Origin of the sequence: Thalassobium sp. R2A62 (genome assembly GCF_000161835.1) — a bacterium.
Classification (GTDB): domain Bacteria; phylum Pseudomonadota; class Alphaproteobacteria; order Rhodobacterales; family Rhodobacteraceae; genus Thalassobium.
This window is the reverse complement of sequence record NZ_GG697169.2, coordinates 1,603,313-1,621,296: the sequence shown is the minus strand read 5'-3', so window position 1 is coordinate 1,621,296 and position 17,984 is coordinate 1,603,313. Positions and strand designations below refer to the sequence as shown.

The window sequence follows — 17,984 nt, the reverse complement described above, 5'->3', positions numbered from 1 at the left end:
CGACAGCCAACTACACCCAAGGTGTAGCGTTGGGCACGGCGTCTAACATCAAATTTTTGAAATCGCTGGCTGGGATGGTAGGGTTTTCTTCTAACATATTGAAATATATATAAACTTAGGGATATGGGGTCAATGAGGAAAATGCGGAAACTTGTTTAACAACCACCATGTGCTACATTCCGGCTCCGGCGGCTGTAAGCGGTCCAATATCAAGACCCCAGTTGAGAACCGGCCAACTCCGAAAGGCATTATGACCCTATAGGTGCAGGGCCTTTGAGGATTGTTATGACCCAAGCGTCCGACAGCTGTACCTAAAAAAATGGTAGGCTGAGCATGGACGAAAACGCGTTTAACAACATCGATGAAGCAATGAGGAACGAGCAGGGGTTTGTGTCCGAGCTGGACCCCACCGCCTCCAGCTTGTGCGATAAATGTTGAAAATAGACCATTCAAGTGGGGCTGCTCAACATCTTCGATCATAGGGACGCTTCGCTCGTCAACTAATTTATTAGTTGATAGAAGTTGCAACTTTAAAAGGGGAGTAATCATTTGACGCAAGCGCTGGCCCCGATGTACTAAAGAATTAATAAACTTTGCTAAGGGATTGTATTTTTGGCGCGTAGACGTACGGAAATGCTCACGGATGTTGAGCTCGAACTCATGATAGTTCTCTGGAAAATCAAATCCGGAACGGTCAGGCATATTATGGCAGCTTTGTCCGACGGAACAGAGCGCGCTTATACATCCATTGCCACGATGATGAAAATTCTCGAGGATAAGGGATTTGCAACATCAGAACGACGGGAGCGCACATTCTATTATGCGCCCGCGATAAAGAAGAGCGACTATGAGGGCCGTTCTTTGAAAAATCTGTCGAATTCACTGTTTGGAGGAACACCGACAGCGCTTGTTGCGCGACTGGTGGATGATGGTGAACTGACGGATGAAATGATCCAAGAGATCAAACAGATCATCGACACGAGGATCGGGAAAGATGACAGCTCATGATATCGTAGGGGGGGTGGTCTGGGGCCATATGATGGTCCTTATGGCTGCGTTGATTTATGCTGTATTTGAACTTTGCTATGCCCTGACGGGCCAACGACGACACTTTCAAACGCGGAGACGGGTTGGTTACTCAGTCTGCGCAAGCGTGCTGCTTTTGCCGCTGGTTCTGCCGCTTATCATGGCCACGCCTTACGCGGTGCCGATTAATGCGACCGATGCTGTTGTTGCCCAATATCTAAAGGGCAATATCTCTATCAGCGCGATTGAGATGAACAGCATTGTTGAGTTCCGCTCATCTTGGGTGAAGGACATTGCTTCGGGGCAAAGTCTGATCGGCCAAGCCATCTTGGCCATTTTTCTGGCAGCGATGGTCATGCGGATTGGATATTTGGCGCTGAACTATAACCGGATCCGCCGTGCTATCGCGGGTGGTGTAGTTATTCGCGAAACCAAGCGGTTGAAGGTTATCGCGGCGTCTGGGATCAGTGTGCCGTTTTCGACACGGGGGCCTTGGCGTCATTATGTAGTTTTACCAAAGGAAATGATGAACGACCGAGCTGCGGTTTCTATGGCGCTAGGTCATGAATTGCAGCACGTCCGCCAAGGTGACGTGACAGCAGAGGTGCTGATGTCTTTGATGTCATTGATCTATGTGCTGAACCCCGGGTATTGGTACATGGCTGGACGGGTGCGCAAACTAGGCGAGCTTGCTTGCGATCGTGCGTATCTGGCACGGCATCTACTGGATGCGCATAGCTATGCGCTTCGGTTGTTGTCGGTTGCGAAGTCATCAAGAAAACAAGCCCGCCAACCTTCTGCTTTTGGCGTAGCCCTGACTGGGCGGCCGATGTTTTGGCGCGGGCGCAAGTCGATGATGATGTCGCGGATTTTGGAAATCGCGTATGATGTTGATCGACCAGCGCGGGAAACAAAATGGGTGGGTCTCGCCCTTTCCGCATGCCTAAGTGTTGCGATTGTTGGGGCTGCGACCTCGCTTTCTAAGCCTGCGGATTGGAGCCATGAGCGGATCATGCTGTCCACAGTCGTGAACTTAGAGCGGATCAATCAGCTGAATACCTTGGCCCAGCGTAGCTGGTAAAGAAAAGGGCGCGGCAGAAGCCTGGAGCCATTCCGTACTGTAGGACATAGACTTCTGAATCCTGTCAGCTGAAAAGCTGGCAGGTTTTTGTTTTTACGTCCATTTTCGTCGAAATCTAAGCTTTTAACGTGCAAACTCACGGGAATTTCAAACTTCCCGTGAGTGGCACCATTTTGTGTCATTAAAAATGGACGTGCCCGTAAAAAAATGGACGTGCCCGTAAATCGTGTCGGTCTGACGATGGGCACAAAGCAACTGCCTCGTTCGTGATTTGCGTCTCGCCACCTCACGCATTGGTTCCCCAATGAAAACAGTCTCTGGGAAAGTAACAGTTTAGGGCGCGTAACAGGCCCAATTATATACTTTTGGACACTTAACATATGCGTAGGAGTCGTTGGTTAACGCTGGGGCCTCTTTTATCAATATGCCCATACCATGCTGACGCCGATGTCATTGGCGCGTTGAGTACTAGAAGCTGGAGAGCTCCGTGCTTCAGAAATAGCTGGCAACTGTTAACCCTCGGCCTCTTGAAACAAGAGGCAGTATTGCTGCTGGTAGTAAGGGCATCAATCGTTCGCAACGACGCAATTGCTTCGTGACCTATGAAGGTCGCACGTCAAGCTTAACGACGCACTGCGTCAACATTTACCGCACAGGCTGGGGTATCTGCCACGCCTTCAGATCAGGAGCAGAACTATTATGAGCTATTCAAAAAAACCGCTTACAGCCCTTTCTATAGTCTTCTGCCTATCGTTTGGGGCAATCGCTTCAGCAGAGCACATACTGTTCTCCCAATACGATGGGAAGTCTACTTGGAGTAACACCTACGTCGATGTTGATATTGTTAGAGACCACATCTGGAGGGGTGGTATATTCTTTGATGCAGTGGGCCGAAGCAGTAGGCCAGCTACACCCGCGGTTCCAGGGACACCAGAGATTCCGTGGTCTTCCGATACAATCACGCGGCTCTTTATTGTTGGAGCGACTAATAGCGCAATCTCAGAGCAGATTTACTCCAAATCCAGTGCTAGTGCGACTTTCTACGATAAGCTAACGAAAAACTTGTACAACAACACAAATACTGACTCTGCCACCGGCGTTCCATCTGGGGGGCTAACCTTTGTTGAAGAGGTTGATATCACAGATCCGAATGCATCAGTATCTGATAGCGCACATGGTTATCTTGGGAAGGTAATGCAAAGTTACTCCACAGCAGCGGGGACTAGCTATTCTCCCGAGGTGGCTGGCACGGCAGCAATATCAGCAAGAGACCGAGATGACAGGCCAGCACACTTATTGGTTAAGGTGCCTAAAGATGCGGATGTTCCGACATTTATTGAGGCTTTCATGAGTCAGCAGAAAGAATGATCAATGGCTGATGGCTGTGTGCATAAGACAGGAAAGTGAGGGAACAATTTTAGGAAGTTGCGGCTTCGGAAACTGTCGCTGACTACCTGAACTCTGAATCAAGCGTGAATGCTCGAGATAAAAATAGAGGCACACCGCCTCACACGGCTGCTCAGTATAACGAAAATCCCGAAGTCATGATTATACTCCTAGCCGCTAGTACTGATGGGAACGCTGTTAATGATGAAGGTGAAACATCCTTCGACTTAGCTAAAGAATAGGACGTGTCCGTAAATTATGTTGGGCTGAAGATGAACACAAAGCAGCGGCCTCATTCGTGATTTGCGCCCTGTCGCATCACGCATTGTTTCCCCAATGAAAACAGTCGCTTGGAAAGTGATAGTTTAGGGCGCGTAACAGGCCCAATTGCATCCATTTAGATACTTAACCTATTCGAAGGAGTCTTGGCTTAGGGCGGGAGTGCTGTTTTATTCTCTGACCAAGAGGAGAAAGCGCGCACAAGCTCATTAGGAGGCAAAAATGTCCGATTATACGATAAGGTTATATCCATTATCTCAAATGCCCGGCGTTGCAAGCAGTGGCTTAATGGGCGCGTATGATACTGGCGGGACAGCAACTTTTTCAGACGACGGAGTTTCCGTCACAATTACTGATGACGATAGTGTTTTCGAAGATTTTGGAGGTCAGAATTTCGCAGAGACTGGGGCGAATGCGGTCTTGACCGATGCGGTTACATTGGATGGGACTACTTACTCCGCAGGGACTCAAATCAATGCCATCGGCCAAGTTGAAGTTATAAACGACACATCAGGTGACGCAGGGTTTGCACAGCTTGTTGGCTTTGGAGGCTCCGCCCTCGGTGCAATATATTTAGCCTACCCATTCCCTGTCTCGGATGGGGATAGTTTAACTTTTATTGCGACGGACAATAACAATAGGGTATCGCCAGACAAGTTCGGCGATACCCAAGGCTACGCCTATTCCGAATTTGACGGAGCGCCGGACCAAGGCAGCTCGCAACCGCCCCTGGTTAGCACCCCACCAGTACCAGACGGCAGCCACTCTACGACCGAAATAATTGTAAGCGGAGCCGACGTTGCAAAAAGTCCAGTCGTAAACGCCAATTCTTCTGCTGGCTATCAAGGCCAAGGCCAAATCACTGTTAATGCGCAGAGTGTTTTCCAAGATGACGACATCGTTGTCCTGAAGGTCAACCAGGTCGATGCCAATGGCGAGATCAGTCCGACGAGCAATACGGGTCTGGCTGATGTGACCGTCTATGATAGCTACGCAGACTACTTGGCTGGCACGGTAAAATATAACTATGCGCCTCAAAACCCTGGTCAAACCGCAAATGTTCAAACCAGTCTCAGTGGTTTGGGCGACGGTTATGTGAACTTTACGTCCGCAAATATCATGCAACCGCAGAACGGCGGTCCGAGCTTCGACCAACTTTTTGTAGCGCCCAATAGTGGAATTGGAACTTCTGGCTCTGGTACATTTTCCACCAAGGAACAGTTCGATTTCAACTCTGACGGGGATTTTGATGACTTTCTGGAGGACGGAAACACGAATTTCCTCGTGGGCAACTATGCAAGTCCGCCAGTCTGCTTCACCCGTGGCACCCTGATCAAGACCAATCAAGGCGAGCGCCCGATTGAAGAGCTTGCTGCTGGCGACATGGTACTGACGATGGACCACGGGTATCAGCCCATACGCTGGATCGGGTCGTCCAAACGAGCAGCTACAGGCGATCTTGCCCCCATCCTGATCCGCAAGGGTGCTCTCGGGAATGACCGTGACCTACGTGTCAGCCCACAGCACCGTATGCTCCTGCAAGGCTGGCAGGCAGAGATGCTCTTTGGTGAACTTGAAGTGCTGGCCACAGCCAAGTCTCTGGTAAATGACCACTCTATCCTGCGTGACGAAGGGGGGGATGTGGAGTATTTCCACATGCTGTTTGATACCCACGAGATTATCTACGCTGAAGGCTGCGCTTCTGAGAGCTTCCACCCGGGCCAACAGGGCTGGACAGCCTTGGATCAAGCCACACGGGATGAAATCCTCACGCTCTTCCCACAGCTTGCTGACGGCACCCTCAACGACTACGGCCCCGCCGCCCGCATGAGCCTCAAGCATAAAGAGGGCAAGCTGCTTGGCGCGTATATGGCTGGGAGCTGTTAGCCCTCGGCCTCTTGTAGCAAGCGGCAGACTTGCTTCCTGATGTAAGGGCATCAATCTTCGCAACGGCTCAACTTCTTCACACACTATGAAGGTCGCAGGTTGGCCATAAATGGCGCTCCATTTAAAATGGAGCGATCTGTCAGTCGTCTGGCGGAGCGTTTTCTATTGGAGATTGGTTGTTGCGGAGGAGGACGAAGGCACATTTAACCCTATGCTTCCCGAAGAAATCTTCAAGAGCCTGGAAAATGCGCCTGTAACAACCTTTGGTTCACCCACGCATTGTTTCCCCAATGAAAACAGTCGCTTGAAAAGTAATACTTTAGGGCGCGTAACAGACCTAATCGCATCCATTTGGGTACTTAATCTATGCGGAGGAGTATTTGGTTAACGCTGGGGTGCCGTCTTATTAATTAATACAGATCAAGACTGACAATCCTGGAGCAGAAGCGGGTCAAGGCCATGTCCGATTATACAATAAACTTATACCCCTTAGATCAAATTCCCGGAGTTTCAGCAAACTCCACATTAGCCGGACAAGCAGTTGGTCGTGCTGGAACAGTAACTTTTACGGACGTTGCAACACCCGTCACGATTACAGATGACGACGAATACGCAGAAGATATTGTCGGCAATAACCAGAACAACCCAGAAACTGGTGATTTTGCAGTCTTAACTGATACAGTCACCGTGAATGGGGCCACTTATACAGCTGGCACCAAGGTTCATGCCATCGCTCAAGTTGAAGTTACAAATGACACAACAGGCGAAACAGGCTTTGCACAGATCTTCGGCATTGGTGGATCCAGTTCAAGCCCATCCTATCTCGCATATCCATTCTCTGTTTCGGATGGGGATAGCTTAACTTTTATTGCGACGGACAACGGTATCGAAGAGCCATACAATTTTGGAGACACCCAAGGCTACGCGTATTCCGACTTCGACGCACCACCGGTACCTGACTCTACGATTGAACTCACGACAACAGCTACCGACGAAACTGGCCAGTCAGGCAGCTTTACAGACACGAATACCGGAGCCACGGTTGATTATACAATCACCGGTGCGGGTGGGGCCAGTGCCGGGGCCCATGGTATTGATGCCTCTAACGTTTGGCTCGGAAACGGTACTGAAAATCCCGAAACCCTGGACCTGAGTTTCACGACAGATGGTAGCCCCGTTCCCGTGGATGGTGTTGTCGTCAAATTTGCTTTGGGCAACACAGAAGAAGTGATCACGTTCAAGGTAAATGGCGTTGAGGTCGATCTAAACACTTTGATAGCCAGTGGGGATGTTACATTTACCCCAACAAACAATGCCTTTGTCACTACAGAAGGAGGTGTTGGGTTTAATGAAAGTGAAGCTACAAATATAGAAACCCTTACGTTTAACATCCCCATCTCGACGCTGGAAATCGTGCACCCTGGCGGAGGCAACGGCCTGTTGGTGGAATTGTTCTCTGAAACAACCGTCAACATGGACTCGCTGGACCCAGCTGGAACTCCTCCGGAATCACCTGAAGCTGGGGTCTCCATCGGTGAAGCTATCTTTCTTGGTAATTTTATGGATGCTGACATCAGTGAGGAGTTTTTCCCTGACACAGTCAACACAGCACCCTTTTTGGGGACCTTTGGATCGTCCTCGGACCCACTTTGGCAAGACGAAGTCTTGGTTACCTATGAAGACGTCAATGGCGATGGTGTGATTAATACAGACAACGCATCTCCACAATATTTACCGGATGAAGAAATTAGCTACGATTTAGGCAGTGGAACGCAGACCGCTTTGGTCGACTCGATCGTAAGTATTAACCTGACCGTTACTTATACCGATGGCTCTACTCAGTCATATACAAATGCTCTGATGTATCAGGATGACGCAGGAAACATGTTCCTGGTCAACTCTGACTGGGCTGGTACGAATCTAAACAGCGGATCGTGGCCTCAGATCCAATCTATCGACGTGACCTCTGTGACAGACGGCTATCACGGGGCGATGACACAAGACGACTTCCAGTCGTTTGTCTGCTTCACCCGTGGCACCCTGATCAAGACCGATCAAGGCGAGCGCCCGATTGAAGAGCTTGCTGCTGGCGACATGGTACTGACGATGGACCACGGGTATCAGCCTACACGCTGGATCGGGTCGTCCAAACGAGCGGCCACAGGCGATCTTGCCCCCATTTTGATCCGCAAGGGTGCTCTCGGGAATGACCGTGATCTACGCGTCAGCCCACAGCACCGTATGCTCCTGCAAGGCTGGCAGGCAGAGATGCTCTTTGGCGAACTTGAAGTGCTGGCAACAGCCAAGTCTCTGCTGAATGACCAGACAATCCTGCGTGACGAAGGGGGTGAGGTGGAGTATTTCCACATGCTGTTTGATACCCACGAGATTATCTACGCTGAAGGCTGCCCTTCTGAGAGCTTCCACCCGGGCCAACAGGGCTGGAAAGCCTTGGATCAAGCCACACGGGATGAAATCCTCACGCTCTTCCCACAGCTTGCTGACGGCAACTTCAACGACTACGGCCCCGCCGCCCGCATGAGCCTCAAGCACAAAGAGGGCAAGCTCCTTGGGTCCTATATGGCTGGGAGCGTTTAGCGCTTGATCTAAGTCAGGTCACGGCTTGTCAGAGTTTTGGCCCGAACGAACCTTAACTGGGAAAGTTCTCGAACGGCTGCTGTCAAAAATGCAAACAAAAAAGGAGTGTCCTAGACATGTCAAAAATTAAATATCTCGTCATACCGCTGGCTTTCGGAGTTTCTGGATGCCTCAGTGCTGTGAACTATGAAACCGCACCGGTCGTCGTCTCTACAGCGCAGGGTCCAGTGACTTGCCAACTTTACACGAGAGAGCAAGTTACGTGGGACCGATCTATTGGGAGACCAGAAGAGATGTCTGTTCAAGTCGCTGATGCCGTCTGTGTTAACGAAGGGCTTAAACGCTCCAGGTGATGGATCCGCACTTCCTCGTGACCAGTCCGGTCTAATGTTTCAAGCGACTGCTTTCTCAATGAAAACAGTCGCCTGAAAAGTAACAGTTTAGGGCACGTAACAGGCCTAATTGTATACTTTTGGATGCTTAACATGTTCGAAAGAGTCGTGCCTCAAAGCTGCGGGCCGCTGTATTAGTTTAGGGTATATTCGCTGTCTTTCAGAACGCAGGCTTGCTTTCGGGCCAAGAGCGAAAAATGGTGGGATAACAAATGGCAATCTATACATTCACAATTTATCAAGCCACCAGCATTACAACCGGGCCCATTACCTTGTCCGGTAATGCTGTCACGATCACTGTAGATGATCCTGATGACAGTCAAGGCATTGGTGATTTGTTGACTGATGGGAGCGGCCATGACGTCGAAACAGGGATCACTCCCAGCATTACGGCGGTAAGTGACCCTGCGTACAGCTACCTTATCGGAGACGGTCTGACCTTCAATGGGCAATGGGCAATTGATGGGCTTTCGGGAACTGGTTGGAACGCGTTGATCCTTAATGATGAGGATGGGTCTAACAATGCAAGTTTTCACGGCACGATGTGGCTTGCATCTCACCCGGATAACCCAACGGCCTTGGCCGATGCATTTATCTCGGGTTCAAATGTCGGTATTGGCAGTAGAACCGATGTTGATAGTGTGCCAGAATTAGTGCCACCAGCACCGGTTGAAACCTATACGTTTCATACATTCTCACAGAGCGATGTGGGCTTCCCCCAAACAAGCGCCTTCTCAAAAGACGGCATTGTCTTTGTTCACGACTCCACTAACCCGATTACAACAATTGCCGTTGATGATGACGATGCAGTGCTTGATGACCAGTCTACAAACGACGGACAAACTTATGATTCAAGCGAGATATTACAAAGCGTAAACGGCGATACCTCCATTTCGGGAAATGATATCGCCAGCTTTGCAAGCTACACTGTCACTGGCGATGACGGCTCCTCTTTTAAGGCATATATCATTGCCGGCTCTAACGGTACTAACATCAGGGACATCGACGGGAGCGCATTAACAGGCTTCGACACCTACATAACTTTCACCCAGCCGTTAATCGATGGGGTTGAGTATACCTACAGTGAGTACAGCCCTATTGGCCAAGTTGCTTATGCGGACCTCGCGGAGCAAGGCACATTTGACATAGTTGGCACTCCTCCGGAATCACCTGAAGCTGGGTTATCCATCAGTGAAGCTATCTTTCTTGGTAATTTTATGGATGCTGACACCAGTGAGGAGTTTTTCCCTGACACAGTCAACACAGCACCCTTTTTGGGGACCTTTGGATCGTCCTCGGACCCACTTTGGCAAGACGAAGTCTTGGTTACCTATGAAGACGTCAATGGCGATGGCGCGATTAATACAGACAACCTATCTCCACAATATTTACCGGATGAAGAAATTAGCTACGATTTAGGCAGTGGAACGCAGACCGCTTTGGTCGACTCGATCGTAAGTATTAACCTGACCGTTACTTATACCGATGGCTCCACTCAGTCATATACAAATGCTCTGATGTATCAGGATGACGCAGGAAACATGTTCCTGGTCAACTCTGACTGGGCTGGTACGAATCTAAACAGCGGATCGTGGCCTCAGATCCAATCTATCGACGTGACCTCTGTGACAGACGGCTATCACGGGGCGATGACACAAGACGACTTCCAGTCGTTTGTCTGCTTCACCCGCGGCACCCTGATCAAGACCGATCAAGGCGAGCGCCCGATTGAAGAGCTTGCTGCTGGCGACATGGTACTGACGATGGACCACGGGTATCAGCCCATACGCTGGATCGGGTCGTCCAAACGAGCAGCTACAGGCGATCTTGCCCCCATCCTGATCCGCAGGGGTGCTCTCGGAAATGACCGTGATCTACGCGTCAGCCCACAGCACCGGATGCTCCTGCAAGGCTGGCAGGCAGAACTGCTCTTTGGTGAAGTTGAAGTACTGGCGACAGCCAAGTCTCTGCTGAATGACCAGACCATCCTGCGTGACGAAGGGGGTGAGGTGGAGTATTTCCACATGCTGTTTGATACCCACGAGATTATCTACGCTGAAGGCTGCCCTTCTGAGAGCTTCCACCCGGGCCAACAGGGCTGGAAAGCCTTGGATCAAGCCACACGGGATGAAATCCTCACGCTCTTCCCACAGCTTGTTGACGGCACCCTCAACGACTACGGCCCCGCCGCCCGCATGAGCCTCAAGCATAAAGAGGGCAAGCTCCTTGGGTCCTATATGGCTGGCAGCGTTTAGCGCTCTGTCAGGCGTCTGGTGAACCCTTCGTGGTTTCATGATGTTGTTAATGAGACAATTTTCAAGTTTGGATACAGCATTCCCGTCGCAGCGTCAGAAATTAAAGAAGAACCATTTTATTGAAATGTTTAGGGGCGCTGGAGATAAAACTCCGCCTTTATATGCATTCCATACGGTACGCGCAAAAATAAGATCTTAGTTTACTGGGGCAGGTCCAAAAACGAAGCTCAATATCACGACAAGCAAGGGCCTAAACAAGTACCGGGCGGTGAGGAAAATCACCGCCCGGGTCCTATAACTCGGAATGGCTCCGCAGAAGCCTGCCGCGCCCCTAATTTATCGTCGCTCGATTATACTTTCCAAAAGCAAAGAATGCTCCAGAAAATTGCGATGCACAGCGGTGCCCAAAGCGGCATGCCGACAAGCCCAAGCCAGCCAAGGAAGATGAAAGATGTGCCGAGGCAGGTCAGGAACAAACGATCACCGCGTGTTGTCGTCAGCCCAAAGATGCCTTTGCGCTCATTACCGCCGGGGTACTTCAGTTCCAGTGCCGTTAGGATACCCATTGCGGAAAACAGACCGATAAAGACGAGGGCCGTTGGCCATGTCCATGCCATCCAAGTAAACATATCAAACTCTCCCCATCGCGAAGCCCTTCGCAATGTAATTGCGAACGAAGTAGATGACGATTGCTCCGGGGATGATCGTCAAGGTGCCAGCGGCTGCCAATAGGCCAAGCTCATAGCCAGCCGAAGATGCTGTTTTGGTCATAGTGGCTGCAATGGGCTTTGCCTCGACCGCCGTCAGCGTCTTGGCCAGCAACAATTCGACCCATGAGAACATGAAACAGAAGAAGGCTGCGACCCCGACGCCTGCTTTGATCGTTGGAATGAAGATCGACACGAAAAAGCGCGGGAAGGAATAACCGTCAACATAGGCTGTTTCGTCGAGTTCTTTTGGAACGCCGCCCATGAACCCCTCAAGGATCCAAACAGCCAGCGGGATGTTGAACAGGCAATGCGCTAAAGCGACTGCAAGATGCGTATCAAAGATGCCAACAGCGGAATAAAGCTGGAAGAACGGTAGCGCGAAAACAGCAGCCGGGGCCATGCGGTTGGTGAGGAGCCAAAAGAACAACTGCTTGTCACCCAAGAACCGATAGCGGCTAAATGCATAAGCTGCGGGCAAAGCAACAGCGACTGAGATCACCGTGTTCAGAGACACATAGATGATCGAGTTAATGTAACCCCAGTACCACGTTGGATCGGTGAAGATCGTCCGATACGCCTCCAAAGTGAAGGTTTGTGGGAATAAGGAAAAACCTGCGAGGATTTCGTTTGTTGTCTTAAAGCTCATCGCGACGAGCCAATAGATCGGCAGCATCAGGAAGACGATATAGACGATTGGGACGATGGATCGACGTTTCATCGAGCCCTCCTTTAGTTCAGATCGTCTTTGGTCATCAGCGTATAGAACAGCCAAGACACAAAGAGCGTAATTGCGAAATAGATCAACGACATTGCGGCAGCGGGGCCAAGGTCAAACTGACCAAGGGCGATTTTGACGAGGTCGATGGAAAGAAGCGTGGTGGAATTACCGGGACCGCCACCCGTAAGAACGAAGGGTTCAGTATAAATGTTAAAGCTGTCCATGAAGCGCAAAAGGATCGCGATGGTCAGGACGTTTTTCATCTTGGGGAGCTGGATAAAGCGGAAGACGCTCCAATTGCTGGCTCCGTCGATCTTCGCGGCTTGATAGTAGGCGTCTGGGATCGCAACAAGGCCAGCGTAAGACAGCAGCACAACAAGCGAGGTCCAGTGCCAGACGTCCATCGTGATGATCGTGATCCAAGCCGCAAGCGGGTTCTGGGTCATGTCATAGTTGATGCCTAACGTGTGGTTCACAAAATAGCCAAGCAAGCCGATGTCGGGCAAAGCAAAGATGTTCCACATGGCACCGACAACGTTCCAAGGGATCAACATGGGCAGCGCCATAAGGACCAAGCAGACAGGCACCCAAGGACCTTGGCGCGGCATAGAAAGCGCGATGGCGATGCCCAAGGGAACCTCGATGATTAGGATCAGGAAGGTGAACAGGAACTGACGCCCAAGCGCTGCATGGAAACGTTCAGATCTAAGGATCTGTTCGAACCACGTCAGCCCTTCCCAGAAGAACAGGTTGTTCCCAAAGGTTTCTTGGACGGAATAGTTCACCACCGTCATCATTGGGATCAACGCGTTGAACGCGACAAGGATCAAGACGGGCAGGACAAAGTACCAGCCCTTTTGGTTTTCGGTCTTCATTGACCTGCTCCTGTCGCGATCCAACAGTCTGAATAGACGCGTGTGTGGGCTGGATTGAATTGTAAATGCACTGTGTCGCCCTGCGCGGGCGAAGGTCCGTTCATGATGACCGCAACCTTTTGATCGCCAACCATCGCTTCTACAACAAGGTGCCTGCCGACGTCCGCAACTTTGCGCACTTTCGCAGGGATACCCGTGTTGCCAAGGGCGACGAATTCAGGGCGCACGCCGATTTCGATTTTACCAGTGACGTCTTTGTCGACCGTACCTTCAAGGGCCACGTTTTGGCCTTGGAAAAAGGCGCCGCCATCGCGCAGTTCGGCAGGCAAAACGTTCATGCCTGGTGAGCCGATAAAGTGGCCGACAAAGGTATGAGCAGGGCGTTCGAAAAGCTCGACTGGTGTGCCAACCTGAACAACTTCGCCTTCCTGCATTACCATGACTTGATCCGCAAAGGTCAGCGCCTCTGTCTGGTCGTGAGTCACATAAATCATCGTGGCTTTAACGCGCTGGTGCAGTTCTTTGAGCTTAGAGCGCAGCTTCCATTTTAGATGCGGGTCGATCACCGTCAGTGGTTCGTCAAACATCACGACATTCACATCGTCACGCACAAGGCCGCGCCCCATTGAAATCTTTTGCTTGTTGTCTGGCGTCAATCCAGCCGCGCGGCGGTCAAGCATATCTGTGACTTCAAGCATCTCTGCAATCTCGCGAACGCGGGTGATGATGGTGCGTTCATCCACGCCCCGGTTCTTCAGCGGAAATGACAGGTTCTGGCGAACCGTCATCGTGTCGTAGATCACTGGAAACTGGAACACCTGCGCGATGTTGCGTTGATCTGGGGTCAAAGACGTTACGTCTTTGCCATCAAACTTCACGTGACCTTCAGACGGGACCAACAAGCCCGAGATGATATTCAACAGCGTAGATTTCCCGCAACCGGAAGGTCCGAGCAGAGCATAAGCCCCACCGTCTTCCCAATCGACGTCGATCTGCTTAAGCGCATAATCGTCAGGCCCCTTTGGGTTTGGCATATAACTGTGCCGCAGTTTTTCGAGTGTGATTTTAGCCATATCCCCGCCTTACGCGACCCGGCTGCCGTCGGGCGCAAAGAAAAGGCACGCGTCAGCATCCATGTAAAATGTGTGTTTTTCCCCAATGCGATAGGGGTGTGTTCCGTGCGACAGCGACACCCAACTGCGACCATCAAGATCAAAGTGAGCAGAGCTTTCAGAGCCGCTAAGTTCAGTCACGCTAATCTTGCCAGACAGCGCGACCTTTGATGGCTCACTTGCGGTCGGTAGAATGTGGTTTGGGCGAATAGCGACGGTATAGTCACCGTCTTGCAGGTTTGCCGCGTGGTCAGTGGCATTCCAAGTTATCGTACCCATCGTCAGCTGCGTCCCAGTCTTGCGGATTGGCGCGTGGTTGATGGGTGGATTCGAGAAGACCTGCGCCGCGGTCAGCGTCGCAGGCGCTCGGTAGATTTTCGCTGTGGGCCCGAATTGCGCGACAGAGCCGTCCATCATAAGGGCTGTATTCCCACCCAAAAGCAGCGCCTCTTCCGGTTCGGAGGTCGCGTAGACAACTACGGCATTGCGACCAGAAAACAGTTCTGGAAGCATTTCGCGCAGCTCTTCGCGCAATTTGTAGTCAAGGTTCGCCAGCGGCTCATCCAAGAACACAGCTTGGCTTTCTTTCGCGATGGCCCGCGCAAGGGCGCAGCGCTGTTGCTGCCCGCCGGACAATTCGTGCGGGCGACGCTTTAGCATGGGCGCAATCTGCAAGATGACTGCGGCCTGTTGCACGCGATCTTCGATCTCGGATTTTGCCATGCCGGCCACGCGCAAGGGCGATGCGATATTCTCATAAACCGTCATATGCGGATAATTGACGAAGAACTGATGCACGAGGCTGATCCGCCGCTTCTGCGTGCTAAGCCCTGTCACATCGACGCCGTCCATTTCGACAGTGCCACTAGCGATGGGATCAAGGCCAGCCATCATCTTAATCAATGAAGTCTTACCTGCTCCAGTCTCGCCCAGCAGGACATTAAAGTGACCAGTTTCCAGCGTTAGACTGGTCGGTTTGATTTGGGTCTCACCCCGTACCACCTTAGTTATATCTTTTAGAACGAGTGCCATTCTTTACCTTCTCGTAGCTGACTGGGGCCTTTTTAAAAAGGCCCCAGTCATAGGTCAGTATTCAGCGAGAGTTTTCAGGTTGACTGACTGTTAGTTCGCGTTCCAGCGAGCAACGAGTTCGTCATAGTTAACGGTCTCACCCTGCGGCTTCTCGTTGTCCAAAGGTGGCTTTGCACCGCCATTGGCATACCAGTATTCCGCTGATTGCTCTTCGTTCAGACGCGGACCACAACCGCCGTAGACGTTTGCTCCTTCATCAGCACGCTGCATGCGGGCCATGGTGATGTCCATTTCCTCAGCCAGACGATCCATTGCCTCTTGCGGAGTAAACGCACCAGAGTTCACGTCTCCGATCTGCTGCCACCAAATCTGGGCCAGCTTCGGATAATCAGGCACGTTCACGCCAGTTGGAGACCACGCTACACGGTCAGGTGAGCGGTAGAACTCTACCAAGCCACCAAGTTTTGGGGCACGCTCTGAGAAGCTCTCGTGGTTGACCGAACTATCGCGGATGAAGGTCAGACCCACGTGGGATTTCTTCACATCAACAGTTTTGGACGTCACGAACTGAGCATAAAGCCATGCCGCTTGAGCGCGATCGGGTGGTGTGGACTTCAGGAAGGTCCAAGACCCAACATCCTGATAGCCAACCTTCTGGCCTTCTTCCCAATAGGGGCCATGCGGGCTAGGCGCCATGCGCCAAAGTGGAACGCCGTCGGCATCAACAGTGTTGTTACCTTCAGACTGCGGCTTCACCATGTCGGCTGTGAAAGCCGTGTACCAAAAGATCTGCTGGGCAACGTTGCCTTGAGACAGGGCAGGCAATGACTGGTAGAAGTCAAAGGATGCCGCACCAGGAGGCGCGTAGTTGCGCAACCATTCATCCCACTTGCGGATCGCGTAAACAGCCGCAGGGCCGTTCGCCGCACCACCGCGAGACACGCTTGCACCGGCAGGGTTACAAGACCCGGCTTCCATGCGAATGCCCCATTCGTCAATTGGGATGCCGTTTGGTTCACCTTTCGATCCAGCACCTGCCATAGATAGCCAAGCATCGGTCATACGCCAGCCAAGATCAGGCGCGCGCTTACCATAATCCATGTGGCCATAGATAGTCACACCGTCGACTTCTTGCACGTCCTCGCTAAAGAACTCAGCGATGTCTTCATAGGCCGACCAGTTCACTGGCACGCCTAGATCGTAGCCGTACTTGGCCTTGAACGCTTCCTGAAGGTCAGTGCGGTCGAACCAGTCTTTACGGAACCAGTAGAGGTTCGCAAATTGCTGGTCTGGCAGCTGGTACAAATCTCCATCTGGACCAGTCGTAAACTGCGTGCCCATGAAGTCATCAAGATCCAGCGTCGGGGACGTTGTCCCAGCCCACTCGCCCGCCATCATGTCGGTCAAGTTATAGGCAAGTTGCAAGCGTGAGTGCGTACCGATCAAGTCAGAGTCGTTCACGTAACCATCATAGAGGTTCCGCTGAGTTTGCATCTGTGTTTGCACCGCTTGGACAACTTCGCCTTCACCAAGGATTTGGTGATTAACCTTGATGCCGGTGATTTCTTCGAACGCTTTCGTCAGCACTTCGGCCTCATAGCCGTGTGTTGGAATCCCTTCTGATAGAACGTTGATTTCCATGCCAGAATAAGGTCCAGCGGCATCGATAAACCACTGCATTTCTGACATTTGCTCACCTTTGCTGAGCGTGGATGGTTGAAATTCGCTGTCGATCCAGCGTTGGGCTGCAGCTTCATCAGCATGCACTGACCCCGTACCCGCAACCACGGCACATACCGCGACTGCGGAAAGCAGATACTTACGCATCTTGTCCTCCCGTTTGTGTTTTGATTCCGGACGTCCGCCGGATGCCTTAGGTTTGCAAACGGAATTATATTCGTCAACTAAAAAATTAGTAGCAAAATAACCTATTGATATATATACAATTCAGATCACAGAGCATGCAAAAGTCAAATCGCGATTTTTCAATCTGCACCCAATTATCGGTCGCAGAATGCATGTCCATCTTATCTTAAAAGAAAGTTTAAACGACCGTTTTTTGGTGCCGTGTGTTCGGGATTAGAGACGAGACAGCAGAAAAAATAAACATGCGTTTTTACACAATAAGGTTTATCGCTTTCCTTGCGCTTCGAAAGACCATTTGATTGAACGGCCAAATGGCGACAATACTGCCGAAGAGTGACAGCGGACTTTGATCTAGGAAGCGCCAACGTCAGTTTTGTCCCGCACACTGGGAGTTCGAGCAATACTCGATATTGCACGCGCAGAGACTGTCCTGCCTGACGGGCCGCATTGCAGCGACCAAGATCGCCAGCCAAGGTCCAGTTTGGGCCGAAATCGAACACTACTTTCTAAGTCTCCAAAAGCTCTGTTCTCTAACAAACTGGCTTTTGCCTTGATCATCCGTAATTCGACCAACACGCTTTGCATACATTTCCTTGGAAAATGCGCCTGTAACAACCTTTGGTTTATCCACGCATTGTTTCCCCAATGAAAATAGTCTCTTGAAAAGTGGTAGTTTAGGGCACGCAACAGGCCCAATTACATCCATTTGGATGATTGTCCTATGCGAAGGAGGCTTTGGTTAACGCCCAAAATTTATTTATTTACAA

11 protein-coding genes and 2 pseudogenes are annotated in these 17,984 nt (G+C 51.1%); 6 read left to right on the top strand and 7 right to left on the bottom strand.

Annotated features, from left to right (window positions below; all coding sequences use genetic code 11):
* Positions 1 to 129: 129 nt before the first annotated feature.
* A complete protein-coding gene (locus TR2A62_RS18750) occupies positions 130 to 702 on the bottom strand; it encodes a hypothetical protein (RefSeq protein WP_190275735.1) in 573 nt (190 codons plus the stop codon).
* Here TR2A62_RS18750 and TR2A62_RS08095 point away from each other — a divergent pair.
* From TR2A62_RS08095 to TR2A62_RS08070, 6 genes and pseudogenes are all read left to right on the top strand, one after another.
* Positions 634 to 1,008: a BlaI/MecI/CopY family transcriptional regulator gene (locus tag TR2A62_RS08095; RefSeq protein WP_040820475.1), complete on the top strand. Its 375-nt coding sequence runs from the start codon at positions 634 to 636 to the stop codon at positions 1,006 to 1,008. The two genes, TR2A62_RS18750 and TR2A62_RS08095, sit on opposite strands and share 69 nt — an antisense overlap.
* Complete coding sequence (locus tag TR2A62_RS08090) at positions 995 to 2,107, top strand: M56 family metallopeptidase (RefSeq protein ID WP_009158468.1); 1,113 nt, start codon at positions 995 to 997, stop codon at positions 2,105 to 2,107. Before TR2A62_RS08095 ends, TR2A62_RS08090 begins: the two co-directional genes overlap by 14 nt.
* A gap of 699 nt (positions 2,108 to 2,806) precedes the next feature.
* On the top strand, positions 2,807 to 3,475 hold the full coding sequence (locus TR2A62_RS08085) for a hypothetical protein (RefSeq protein ID WP_040820471.1): 669 nt from the start codon (positions 2,807 to 2,809) through the stop codon (positions 3,473 to 3,475).
* Positions 3,476 to 5,077: 1,602 nt separating this feature from the next.
* Positions 5,078 to 5,659: pseudogene (locus tag TR2A62_RS19525) on the top strand (Hint domain-containing protein); the annotation flags it as partial.
* 2,016 nt (positions 5,660 to 7,675) lie between these two features.
* A pseudogene (locus tag TR2A62_RS19520) lies at positions 7,676 to 8,257 on the top strand (Hint domain-containing protein); the annotation flags it as partial.
* 1,609 nt (positions 8,258 to 9,866) lie between these two features.
* Entirely contained in the window at positions 9,867 to 10,904 is a 1,038-nt protein-coding gene (locus TR2A62_RS08070; RefSeq protein WP_050761116.1) for a Hint domain-containing protein, read from the top strand.
* A 350-nt stretch (positions 10,905 to 11,254) separates the two neighbouring features.
* Here TR2A62_RS08070 and TR2A62_RS08065 read toward each other — a convergent pair whose 3' ends face one another.
* The 6 genes from TR2A62_RS08065 to TR2A62_RS08040 form a co-directional block, all read right to left on the bottom strand.
* Positions 11,255 to 11,533, bottom strand: a complete 279-nt coding sequence (locus TR2A62_RS08065) for a DUF2160 domain-containing protein (RefSeq protein WP_009158155.1) — start codon at positions 11,531 to 11,533, stop codon at positions 11,255 to 11,257.
* Position 11,534: 1 nt separating this feature from the next.
* On the bottom strand, positions 11,535 to 12,332 hold the full coding sequence (locus TR2A62_RS08060; protein ID WP_009158978.1) for a carbohydrate ABC transporter permease: 798 nt from the start codon (positions 12,330 to 12,332) through the stop codon (positions 11,535 to 11,537).
* Positions 12,333 to 12,343: 11 nt separating this feature from the next.
* Positions 12,344 to 13,207: a carbohydrate ABC transporter permease gene (locus tag TR2A62_RS08055; RefSeq protein WP_009159416.1), complete on the bottom strand. Its 864-nt coding sequence runs from the start codon at positions 13,205 to 13,207 to the stop codon at positions 12,344 to 12,346.
* The gene (locus TR2A62_RS08050) at positions 13,204 to 14,280 is read right to left on the bottom strand and encodes an ABC transporter ATP-binding protein (RefSeq protein ID WP_009160130.1); all 1,077 of its coding nucleotides are present in this window, start codon (positions 14,278 to 14,280) and stop codon (positions 13,204 to 13,206) included. The genes TR2A62_RS08055 and TR2A62_RS08050 overlap by 4 nt, the downstream gene beginning before the upstream one ends.
* 9 nt (positions 14,281 to 14,289) lie before the next feature.
* Positions 14,290 to 15,351 carry an ABC transporter ATP-binding protein gene (locus tag TR2A62_RS08045; RefSeq protein WP_009157755.1) on the bottom strand — a complete coding sequence of 354 codons (1,062 nt, stop codon included), beginning with the start codon at positions 15,349 to 15,351 and terminating at the stop codon, positions 14,290 to 14,292.
* Between the two features lie 90 nt (positions 15,352 to 15,441).
* Positions 15,442 to 17,178 carry an ABC transporter substrate-binding protein gene (locus TR2A62_RS08040; protein WP_009158806.1) on the bottom strand — a complete coding sequence of 579 codons (1,737 nt, stop codon included), beginning with the start codon at positions 17,176 to 17,178 and terminating at the stop codon, positions 15,442 to 15,444.
* Positions 17,179 to 17,984 lie beyond the last annotated feature (806 nt).

What these genes read in the sequence shown, in the direction of transcription:
- TR2A62_RS08095 (WP_040820475.1), top strand. Translation starts at nt 634, where the DNA reads ATGCTCACGGATGTTGAGCTCGAACTCATGATAGTTCTCTGGAAAATC.
- TR2A62_RS18750 (WP_190275735.1), bottom strand. Translation starts at nt 702, where the DNA reads ATGCCTGACCGTTCCGGATTTGATTTTCCAGAGAACTATCATGAGTTC.
- TR2A62_RS08090 (WP_009158468.1), top strand. Translation starts at nt 995, where the DNA reads ATGACAGCTCATGATATCGTAGGGGGGGTGGTCTGGGGCCATATGATG.
- TR2A62_RS08085 (WP_040820471.1), top strand. Translation starts at nt 2,807, where the DNA reads ATGAGCTATTCAAAAAAACCGCTTACAGCCCTTTCTATAGTCTTCTGC.
- TR2A62_RS08070 (WP_050761116.1), top strand. Translation starts at nt 9,867, where the DNA reads ATGGATGCTGACACCAGTGAGGAGTTTTTCCCTGACACAGTCAACACA.
- TR2A62_RS08065 (WP_009158155.1), bottom strand. Translation starts at nt 11,533, where the DNA reads ATGTTTACTTGGATGGCATGGACATGGCCAACGGCCCTCGTCTTTATC.
- TR2A62_RS08060 (WP_009158978.1), bottom strand. Translation starts at nt 12,332, where the DNA reads ATGAAACGTCGATCCATCGTCCCAATCGTCTATATCGTCTTCCTGATG.
- TR2A62_RS08055 (WP_009159416.1), bottom strand. Translation starts at nt 13,207, where the DNA reads ATGAAGACCGAAAACCAAAAGGGCTGGTACTTTGTCCTGCCCGTCTTG.
- TR2A62_RS08050 (WP_009160130.1), bottom strand. Translation starts at nt 14,280, where the DNA reads ATGGCTAAAATCACACTCGAAAAACTGCGGCACAGTTATATGCCAAAC.
- TR2A62_RS08045 (WP_009157755.1), bottom strand. Translation starts at nt 15,351, where the DNA reads ATGGCACTCGTTCTAAAAGATATAACTAAGGTGGTACGGGGTGAGACC.
- TR2A62_RS08040 (WP_009158806.1), bottom strand. Translation starts at nt 17,178, where the DNA reads ATGCGTAAGTATCTGCTTTCCGCAGTCGCGGTATGTGCCGTGGTTGCG.